Annotated in this window: 10 protein-coding genes; all 10 read right to left on the reverse strand. The window is 69.6% G+C overall.

Translation table 11 applies throughout. The features are described 5' to 3' along the window. Window positions 1–1004: DNA polymerase IV (locus HG542_RS28760; RefSeq protein WP_171086507.1), on the reverse strand; the 1004-nt coding region annotated here is incomplete at its 3' end. Between the two features lie 67 nt (window positions 1005–1071). Continuing rightward, window positions 1072–1713 (reverse strand): MerR family transcriptional regulator, encoded by a 642-nt coding sequence (locus tag HG542_RS28765; RefSeq protein ID WP_171086508.1) that lies wholly within the window; start codon window positions 1711–1713, stop codon window positions 1072–1074. Between the two features lie 169 nt (window positions 1714–1882). Further along, a complete protein-coding gene (locus HG542_RS28770) occupies window positions 1883–2356 on the reverse strand; it encodes a bifunctional nuclease family protein (protein ID WP_045933737.1) in 474 nt (157 codons plus the stop codon). A gap of 51 nt (window positions 2357–2407) precedes the next feature. Next, window positions 2408–3151: a transcriptional regulator FtsR gene (ftsR, locus tag HG542_RS28775; protein ID WP_171086509.1), complete on the reverse strand. Its 744-nt coding sequence runs from the start codon at window positions 3149–3151 to the stop codon at window positions 2408–2410. A gap of 20 nt (window positions 3152–3171) precedes the next feature. Then, on the reverse strand, window positions 3172–4017 hold the full coding sequence (locus HG542_RS36330; protein ID WP_190076183.1) for a double zinc ribbon and FHA domain-containing protein: 846 nt from the start codon (window positions 4015–4017) through the stop codon (window positions 3172–3174). 130 nt (window positions 4018–4147) lie between these two features. After that, window positions 4148–5104, reverse strand: coding sequence for a DUF881 domain-containing protein (locus HG542_RS28785; RefSeq protein ID WP_229922425.1), 957 nt, complete (start codon window positions 5102–5104; stop codon window positions 4148–4150). A 5-nt stretch (window positions 5105–5109) separates the two neighbouring features. Beyond that, entirely contained in the window at window positions 5110–5442 is a 333-nt protein-coding gene (locus tag HG542_RS28790; protein WP_004947174.1) for a small basic family protein, read from the reverse strand. Then, complete coding sequence (locus HG542_RS28795; protein ID WP_171086510.1) at window positions 5439–6335, reverse strand: DUF881 domain-containing protein; 897 nt, start codon at window positions 6333–6335, stop codon at window positions 5439–5441. The genes HG542_RS28790 and HG542_RS28795 overlap by 4 nt, the downstream gene beginning before the upstream one ends. Window positions 6336–6453: 118 nt before the next feature. Further along, window positions 6454–8949, reverse strand: coding sequence for a mannose-1-phosphate guanyltransferase (locus tag HG542_RS28800; protein ID WP_171086511.1), 2496 nt, complete (start codon window positions 8947–8949; stop codon window positions 6454–6456). A 79-nt stretch (window positions 8950–9028) separates the two neighbouring features. Further along, window positions 9029–9619 (reverse strand): cardiolipin synthase ClsA, encoded by a 591-nt coding sequence (clsA, locus tag HG542_RS28805; protein WP_171086512.1) that lies wholly within the window; start codon window positions 9617–9619, stop codon window positions 9029–9031. Between the last annotated feature and the right edge of the window lie 123 nt (window positions 9620–9742).

Here is a 9742-nt window from a genome sequence, read left to right on the forward strand (position 1 = left end):
CGCACCCCGGCCGTGGTGTCCACCCCGTCCAGCAGCCGGGCGGCCGCCTCGCGGACGACCGCCGGGTCGTCCGTCGGGCCGCGCAGCGTCTCCGAGCGCGTGAGGGTCGAGAAGTCGTAGCGCCGCACCTTGATGACCACGGTGCGCCCGCTGCGCCCGGCGCCGCGCAGCCGCCGCACGCAGCGGTCGGCGAGGCGGGCGAGCTCGGACTGCACCCGGGTGCGGTCGGTGAGATCCTCGGCGAAGGTGTCCTCCACGGACACGGACTTGGCGTCCCGCTCCGCGACGACGGGCCGCTCGTCGCCGCCGGTGGCCAGCACATACAGCCCGCCGCCGTGGGCCTTGCCCAGCAGCCGCACCAGCTCGTCCTCACCGGCCTCGGCGATCTCGGCCACGGTGGTGATCCCGGCCCGGCGCAACGTTTCCGCAGTGGCGGGTCCGACACCCGGGATGACGCGCACCGACATCGGCCCGAGGATTTCCTCCTCGGTGCCGGGCTCTATGCACACCAGGCCATCCGGCTTCGCCTGCTCCGAGGCGATCTTCGCCATCATCTTGGACCCCGCCAGCCCCACCGATCCGCTGAGCCCCGTGGCCGCCCTGATGTCGCGGCGCAGCCGCTCCCCCACGGCCCGCGCGGCGGCCGACGAGGGCTCCACCCCGCCCGCCTCCAGGTCCACGAAGGCCTCGTCCAGACTCAGCGGCTCCACGAGCGGCGACAGCTCGCCCAGCAGCCGCATGACCTCATCGCTGACCTGCCGGTACAGGGTGAACCGGGGAGTGAGGTAGGCCGCGTTCGGGCAGAGCCTGCGGGCCTGTGCCGTCGCCATCGCCGAGTGGACCCCGAAGACCCGTGCCTCGTACGAGGCCGTGGCCACCACCCCGCGGGGGCCGATGCCGCCGACCACCACGGGCTTGCCGCGCAGGCTGGGCTTGGCCGCCTGCTCCGCCGAGGCGTAGAAGGCGTCCATGTCCAGGTGCAGGATCGTCGGCGCTCGTCTCACAGCACGATGCTGCCGCACCCCACTGACAATCGCGCCGGCCTGCGGCGGAGCCCCGCCGGGCGGCCGGTCAGCCGGCCCGGTTGCGGCGGCGTGCCAGCTCGTCGGCGGGGTTGTTGCCCACGAGCGTCTCGCCGGTGTCCACGCGCTCCCCGTGCAGCTTCGCCAGCGCGCTCTCCACGTCGCGCCAGACGACGCCCACGGCGATCCCGAAGACGCCCTGGCCGCCCTGGAGGAGGTCGACGACCTCGTCGGGCGAGGTGCACTCGTACACCGTGGCGCCGTCGCTCATCAGCGTCATCTGCGCCAGGTCGTCCATCCCGCGCGTGCGCAGGTGCTGGACGGCGGTGCGGATGTTCTGCAGGGACACCCCGGTGTCCAGGAGCCGCTTGACGATCTTCAGGACGACGACGTCCCGGAAGCTGTAGAGCCGCTGGCTGCCCGACCCGTAGGCGGGCCGCACGCTGGGCTCGACGAGCCCGGTGCGCGCCCAGTAGTCGAGCTGCCGGTAGGTGATGCCGGCGGCAGCACATGCCGTCGGCCCCCGGTAGCCGATGTTCTCCGTGCCGCCCGAGGGCACCGAGCCGTCCGAATCCCGCCCCCGCGGAGTGGTGACCGCCATTGCGGCCGGATGACGGGGCACCGGTTCGACCGTTCCCCCGTGCAGCGGATACGGACTGCCGACCGCTGTACCGTCGCCCGTGCTTCTCACGCCGACCTCCGTCCTTGACCTGCCTTCTCGACGGTAGGCAGTCGCTCGGGGTGCGTCAACGATCGCCACACTCGGCACGCCGAGTGATAATCACCCTGAGAGTGGTTTTACGTGTCCGGGTAGCGGGAAAAGCTACTCGAATGCGCCGCGACGACCCGGCGCGCACGCCTCACTGGCTGTTGGTGCCGAAGTCCTCCGGCGAGATCTGGTCGAGGAACTCGCGGAACTTCTCCACCTCGTCCTCCTGCTCGTCCGGGATCGCGATGCCCGCATCGTCGAGCACACCGTCGCTGCCGTAGATCGGCGTGCCGGTGCGCAGCGCAAGCGCTATGGCATCGGACGGCCGGGCGCTGACCTCCACGCCGCTGGCGAAGACGAGCTCCGCGTAGAACACCCCCTCGCGCAGGTCCGTGATGCGGACCTCGGAGAGCTGTTGTCCGACCGCGTCCAGCACGTCCTTGAAGAGATCGTGGGTCAGCGGGCGGGCAGGAGCCATCCCCTGCTGGGCGAAGGCGATCGCCGTCGCCTCTCCCGGTCCGATCCAGATCGGGAGGTAGCGGTCGCCTCCCACTTCACGCAGGAGCACGATCGGCTGGTTGGAGGGCATTTCCACCCGGACACCCACGACATCGAGCTCGTTCACACAGCAACCCTAGGCCGTGCCCGGCAGGTTTGGGTAGTCGGGCACTCGCCGTCACCGCTCCCGCACGTGCAGGGCCCTGCGGACGAGGGCCGCGTGGAGCCGCACGGAGAGGCCGGCCAGCTCCCGGGCGGTGGCCTCGGCATGGGCCCTGGTCTGCGGATTGCGGTGCCTGCGCAAGGGTGCGACCACTTGTTCGACCAGACCGGCCTCACGATCCGCGGCGGCCTTGACGGCACGCAGGTGCCGCGGCTCCAGGCCGAAACGGCCCAGATCGGCCACAAGCCGGGCAACAGCCACGGAATCGGCGTCGAATCCGCCGTCCGGGTGGGCGGCGACGAGGCCGTAGGACTCCCACTCGGCGAGCTCCGTGTCGGCCACCCCGACCACGGCGAGCAGCTCCTCCCGGCCGATCCGCACCGGCGCCCGGTCCGCGGCCTCCTCGACGGCGAAATCCGCGCCCCCGCCCGGTTGCGCGGGCACGGGAATCCCGCCGCGACCGCCCCGGGCAGGGTCGTCCAGCTGCTCCCGGATCACTTTGAGCGGGAGGTAGTGGTCGCGCTGCATCCGCAGCACCTGGCCGAGCCGCTCCACATCCGCCGTGCTGAACTTGCGGTAGCCGGACGGCGTTCGCTGCGGCTCGACGAGGCCCTCCGCCTCCAGGAAACGAATCTTGGAGATGGTGACCTCGGGGAACTCCTCGCGCAGCACGTTGAGCACCGCTCCGATGCTCAACAGCCGGCCTGCCGCACCGGCGGTACCGGAGGATCCGGTACCGCCCGACGGTGTCCGAAGCATGGCCCTCCCTCGATCGAGGGTCAGATCCCCGCCGACTGCTGGCTGGCGTAGAAGACCAGTCGGTACTTGCCGATCTGGACCTCGTCGCCGTTCGTCAGCGCGATCTCGTCGATGCGCTCCCGGTTGACGTAGGTGCCGTTGAGGCTGCCGACGTCCGCGACCGTGAACGTGCCGTCCTGTCGGCGGCGGAACTCCACATGACGGCGCGAAACGGTCACGTCGTCCAGGAAGATGTCGCTCTGCGGGTGCCGGCCGGCCGTGGTGACCTCGCCGTCCAGCAGGAACCGGCTGCCCGAGTTCGGACCGCGGCGGACCACCAGCAGCGCCGAACCCAACGGCAGCGCCTCGACGGCCGCCTGGGCCTCCGGGGAGAGCGCCGGGATCTGCATCTGGCCGGTCGTCTCGGAGTCGTACGCCTCGAGACCCGAGATGGAGATGGTCGAGGTCGTCTCCGAGGCGCGCTCCGCGACGGCTCCGGGCCGCAGCGGCGCACCGCAGTTGGAACAGAACCGGCTGGCCTCGGCGTTCCGGTGGCCACACCTCGTACAGACCGGCAAGGCAAACCCTCCACCCGCACTTGAGGTCGCTGGTGCCCCGAAACCTATGCGTCCGGCAGCGGCAGGGTCAACAGAAGACGCGCCCTGTCCGCCCGGAATGTCGCTGCCGGGAACATCCACCTGGTCCCGGAACAGGGGACGCCCCTCCTGGGCGCCCTGATTGCCTTCCACCGGCCCCGAGGCCCGGTGGCGGGCGCTGCCGCCGTCCCGGCGTGCGCTCTTGCCGAACAACTTCGCAAACAACTTCACGGGCGATTCCCCTTGACCGAAACAGACCCGCCCGTGGGGCAGGACAAACCCTCGATGCACACACCGTCCGACCCGGACAACCTGACAACGTCCGAGATCACCAGACAGTTTCCATCACGCACCCCGAACCGGGTGCGCCGACCCCCCGCAAGCCCCCGCCCTCCCCGCGGGGCCCTTCTCCTCGCCTGCCTCACTGCGATGACGACCGAGCGTAGTCAGGCCGCTTCGCCGGGCGCAAGGCATCGACAACGATCTTCTCAGACCGGGAGACCGAGACACCGGCCTGCTCCTTCTCCAGCGTCTGCACCACTCCACCAGGGATGTTCAGTGCCGGCTCCAGATCCTGGGGCTTGCCGATGACCTTGAACTTATAGGGCTGCGAGACCTTCTTCCCATCGATCTCCACCTTCCCCGCGGAGCCGGAGAAGTAGGTGTCGGCGGCCACCCGCACGTCGTTGATCTGGATCGCCTCCGCACCCGCGGCCCGCAGCTCCTGGATCGTGTCGAGCAGCTTGTCGGGCTCGACCGCCCCCTTGGTGTCGCTCACCGTGAGCTCGATCCCGGGCCCCTCCGCCGCCACCGTACCTGCCAGCACACCGAGCTGGTCCTCCTTCTGCGCGGTCTGCTTGCGGGCCTCGGCAGCCTGGTTGGAGCTGCTCTCCAGCTCCGCCTTCTGGCTCTCCAGCTTCCGCTTCTCGTCGTCCAGCCGCTTGGTACGGCTGTCCAGTTCGTCCAGGATCCGCACCAGGTCCTCCTGCCGGGCCCCGCGCAGCGCGCTGTTGTCGCTGGTCGTACGGACCTGGATGGCCAGGCCCAGCCCCAGGACGCACAGCAGCAGGGCGACGGTGAGCTGGGCGCGGGTGAACCGCGGCGGCCACAGGCCCTTCACGAGGCGTTGACGCCCCGTCAACGCCTCGGCCGGAGTCACCGCTTCCGGCGCGGGCCCGGGGACCGGCGCCTCGGGCACCGGCGGCTGCCCGGCCGGTTCCGGCTTCTCCGCCTCCGGCTCGGTGCTCTTGCCTGCGTTCTTGCCTGCGTTCTTGCCTGCGTTCTCGTCTGTGTTCTTGCCGACGTTCTTGCCGGTGCTCTTCCCGGCGTCCTCGTCGCCGTTCCCGCCGGGCTGCTCCGGCGTGTCGTCCGTGCTCATCGGTCTCACGCCCGGAAGACGTGCCGCCGGATGGCGGCCGCGTTGGAGAAGATGCGGATGCCCAGGACGACCACGACGCCGGTGGACAGCTGTGCGCCCACGCCGAGTTTGTCGCCCAGGAACACGATGAGCGCGGCCACGACCACGTTGGACAGGAAGGAGACGACGAAGACCTTGTCGTCGAAGATTCCGTCCAGCATCGCCCGGAGGCCGCCGAAGACCGCGTCGAGCGCCGCCACGACGGCGATGGGCAGATAGGGCTCGACCGCCGTGGGAACCACGGGGCGGACCACCAGTCCGACCACGACTCCCACGATGAGGCCCAATACGGCGATCACGATGTGCCCTTGCCCTTCCCTGTGTTCTGCGGCTTTGCGGTACGTACGATCAGGCTCGGCGCAGCCGGCAGCCGCACCTCGTCCTGGGCGGAGATGCTGGCTCTGATGCCGTAGTTCTGCTGCAGAACATGCAGATACTGACCGTCGGGACTGTCCTGGAACGCAGTGCTCAGCTTCTGCCCGTTCCCGACCGCCAGCACCGTGTACGGCGGCACCAGCGGTCTGTTGTCGACCAGTATGGCGTCACCGGCGGCCCTGATGGCCGACAGTGCCGTCAGCCGCTGGCCGTTGACCGCGATCGCCTCCGCCCCGGACTGCCAGAGGCCGTTGACGATGCGCTGCATGTCGCGGTCGCGCACCCGGCCCGTGTCCGAGAAGCCCTGTTTCTCCCGGGGGTTGCCGCCGCCCGTCGTGGTCTGTTTCGCATCGTCGACGACCAGCTTGACGCCCGGCCCCTTCACCGCCGTGGCGCCGGCGAGCAGGGACACCAACTCGGCCTGGTCCCCGCCGTGTTTCTCCAGCGCCTCGCGCTGCTTGGCGCCGACACTGTCGCGCAGCGTGTCCACGTTCTTCTGCAGCGTGTCGGCCGCCGAGGTCTCGGCGTTGATCCGGTCGATCAGTTGCTGACGCTCCTTGGCCAGCGTCGGTGCCGATATCCGCGCCTGCGCGGCTCCGATCGTCACCACGACGGCGGCGAGCAGCAGAGCCGCACCGACCCCCAACTTGGCCCGCAGCGTGCTCGGAAGCCCCTTGCCGCCCTCCGCGCGCCGGGCCGCCGCCTCGGCATAGCCGTCGTCGAGGCTGTGGTCCATCACATTGGTCAGCAGCGACATCGACGCGTCGGGGCGCGGGGGCGGCGACGACGTGCTCCGAACGGGGGGCTGCTGCGACATGCCGCACATCGTCGCACGTCGGGGGCGCCGTCTCCCAATGGCCCCACCGGCGTGCCGGATCCGGACCGAGGAGACCACGCCCCCGGGAGGGATCCGGCAGGCCGGCCGGGCCGCGGGCTCAGCGCCCGGCGCCGTCCACGACCGCCGACCACTCGTCGAGCAGCGCCTGTGCGGAGGCGTCATCGGGGCCCTCCGCCCACAGATGGGTCACGGCCTCCGCCGGGTCGGGCAGCACCAACACCCAGCGCCCGTCGGCCTCGACCACCCGCACGCCGTCGGTGGTGTCGACGAAACGATCCCCCGCGGCCTCCACCACGTGCCGCATGACCAGTCCCTTGACGGCCCACGGCGTCGCCAGGTCCCGGCGCAGCACGTGCGCCCGGGGAATACGGGCATCGATCTGGCTCAGCGTGAGCTGGGTCCGGGCCACCATGCCGATCAGACGCACGAAGGCCGCCGTGCCGTCGAAGACACTGCTGAACTCCGGGACGATGAAGCCGCCCCGCCCGTCGCCACCGAAGATCGTCGACTCCTGGCGGCCGACGCGCGTCAGATCGTCGGGCGACGTCGTCGTCCACTCCACCTGCGTGCCGTGGTACGCGGCCACCTGCTCCGCGATCCGGGTCGTGGTCACCGGCAGGGCCACCCGCCCGCTGCGCCGCTCGGCGGCGACCAGGTCGAGCAGGACCAGCAGGGCCCGGTCGTCCTCGACGATCCGGCCGCGCTCGTCCACCAGCGAGATACGCTCCCCCACCGGGTCGAACCGCACCCCGAAGGCCGCCCGGGCCGACGCGACGATCTCGCCGAGCCGCACCAGCCCCGAACGCCGGGCGTCCGCGGTCTCGGTCGGACGGGCCTCGTCCAGCCCGGGGTTGATGGTGAGGGCGTCCACGCCCAACCGCCCCAGCAGACTGGGCAGCACGAGCCCCGCACTGCCGTTGGAGGCGTCCACGACGACCTTCAGCCCGGCCTCGGCCACACCGCTGGTGTCCACGGAGCGGAGCAGGGATCCCGTGTACGAGTCATAGACGCTGGACGGGAAGGACAGGTCGCCGATCTCGCCGGGGAAGGCCCGCCGGTACTCCTGGCGCGCGTAGACCCGGTCCAGCTTGCGCTGCCCGGCCTGGGAGAGGTCGGCCCCGCGCTCGTCGAAGAACATGATGTCCACCGAGTCCGGCACACCCGGCGAGGTACGGATCATGATGCCGCCCGCACTGCCCCGCGCCGTCTGCTCGCGCGCCACGGGCAAGGGGACGTTCTCCAGGTCCCGCACGTCTATGGCACTGGCCTGCAGCGCCGAGATGACCGCACGCTTGAGGGCCCGCGCACCCCGCGAGTGGTCACGGGCGGTGGTGACCGTCGAACCCTTCTTGAGCGTCGTGGCGTACGCGCCGGCGAGCCGCACCGCGAGCTCCGGGGTGATCTCCACGTTGAGAATGCCGGAGACCCCGCGCGCGCCGAACAGATGGGCCTGGCCCCGGGACTCCCAGATGACCGAGGTGTTGACGAACGCGCCGGCCTCGATGGTCTTGAAGGGATAGACCCGGACATTCCCCTGGATAATCGATTCCTCGCCGACGAGGCACTCGTCCCCGATGACCGCCCCGTCCTCGATGCGGGCGGCACGCATGATGTCGGTGTTCTTCCCGATGACACAGCCACGCAGGTTGCTCTGCTGGCCGATGTAGACGTTGTCGTGGACGACGGCCTTGTGGAGGAAGGCACCGCTCTTCACCACCACGTTGGAGCCCACCACGGTGTGCTCCCGGATCTCGGCGCCGGCCTCCACCTTGGCGTAGTCGCCGATGTAGAGGGGACCTCGCAGGACCGCGTCCGAGTGCACTTCCGCACCCTCCGCGATCCAGACGCCCGGCGAGATCTCGAACCCGTCGAGATCGACATCGACTTTGCCCTCCAGGACGTCGGCCTGGGCCTTGACGTAGCTCTCGTGGGTGCCGACGTCCTCCCAGTAGCCCTCGGCGACATAGCCGTAAATGGGCTTGCCTTCCTTCATCAGCTGAGGGAAGACGTCCTGCGACCAGTCCACGGACACATCGGGCCGGACGTAGTCGAAGACTTCCGGCTCCATGACGTAGATGCCGGTGTTGACCGTGTCGGAGAAGACCTGCCCCCAGGTCGGCTTCTCCAGGAAGCGCTCGACCTTGCCCTGTTCGTCGACGATGGTGATGCCGAATTCCAGCGGATTGGGCACCCGGGTCAGACAGACGGTGACGAGGGCGCCCTTCTCCTTGTGGAAACGGATGAGATCGGTCAGGTCGAAATCGGTGAGGGCGTCCCCCGAGATGACCAGGAAGGCATCGTCCCTGAGCGCCTCTTCGGCGTTCTTGACACTGCCTGCCGTGCCGAGTGGCTTTTCCTCGTTGGCGTAGGTGAGCTCCATGCCCAGTTCCTCGCCGTCGCCGAAATAGTTCTTGACGAGAGAGGCGAGGAACTGCACGGTCACCACGGTCTCGGTGAGCCCGTGCCGTTTGAGCAGGCGCAGCACATGCTCCATGATCGGCCGATTGGCCACGGGCAGGAGCGGCTTGGGCATGCTCGAGGTCATGGGGCGAAGGCGAGTCCCTTCGCCGCCGGCCATCACGACGGCCTTCATGTCGGAAGCGTCCTCCTTGCGAGACGACGGTCTTGCCGACTTCACCCCCGATGGGGCCCCGGTTCCAGGGGCCGGCAGGTCAGTCGGCCGTGGCGTCCGCTCTGACAAGTCGGCGGACCTGCACCACATAGAGGATCCCTGCCCACCAATAGAGGGTTGTACCCCATCCGGCGAACGCCCATCCGAAAACAGCGGCCAGTGACGACAACCAGCCGTGTCCGTCACTGAGAAGCAGCAGCGGGAACGCATACATCAGGTTGAAGGTCGCGGCCTTGCCGAGGAAGTTCACCTGCGGCGGCGGGTAGCCGTGGCGCCTCAGGATCCCCACCATGACCAGCAGCATCGCCTCACGTGCAAGGAGCGCCAGCGTCAGCCACAGCGGAAGGATCTCGCGCCAGGTGAGGCCGAAGAGTGTGGAAAGGATGTAGAGCCGGTCCGCAGCCGGATCGAGCAGCCGGCCGAGGCTGCTGATCTGATTCCAGCGCCGGGCGAGCTTGCCGTCGAGGTAGTCACTGACACCGCTCAGGGCCAGGACCAACAGCGCCCATCCGTCGTGCTTCTGGAGAATCAGCCACAGGAAGAGTGGTACGCCGACCAGGCGCGCCATGCTGAGGATGTTCGGGATGGTGAGGACGCGGTCGGTCTGGACTCGCGTCTCCTGGACCTCCACCCGGGGGCCTCCTGTGGGGAAATGTACCGACGATACCCCACGACCTTACCCGCAGAGGAGCCGAGGGCGTGCGGTGGGGTGCGGGGAGGGTGCCGCGGGTAAACGCAAGAAAGCCCTGACAGG

The organism is Streptomyces morookaense, from assembly GCF_013030945.1.
GTDB lineage: Bacteria > Actinomycetota > Actinomycetes > Streptomycetales > Streptomycetaceae > Streptomyces > Streptomyces morookaensis.

Coding starts and splice junctions, on each gene's coding strand:
- ftsR (WP_171086509.1), bottom strand. CDS start 3,151: ATGCTTCGGACACCGTCGGGCGGTACCGGATCCTCCGGTACCGCCGGT.
- HG542_RS28785 (WP_229922425.1), bottom strand. CDS start 5,104: ATGAGCACGGACGACACGCCGGAGCAGCCCGGCGGGAACGGCGACGAG.
- HG542_RS28795 (WP_171086510.1), bottom strand. CDS start 6,335: ATGTCGCAGCAGCCCCCCGTTCGGAGCACGTCGTCGCCGCCCCCGCGC.
- HG542_RS28800 (WP_171086511.1), bottom strand. CDS start 8,949: ATGAAGGCCGTCGTGATGGCCGGCGGCGAAGGGACTCGCCTTCGCCCC.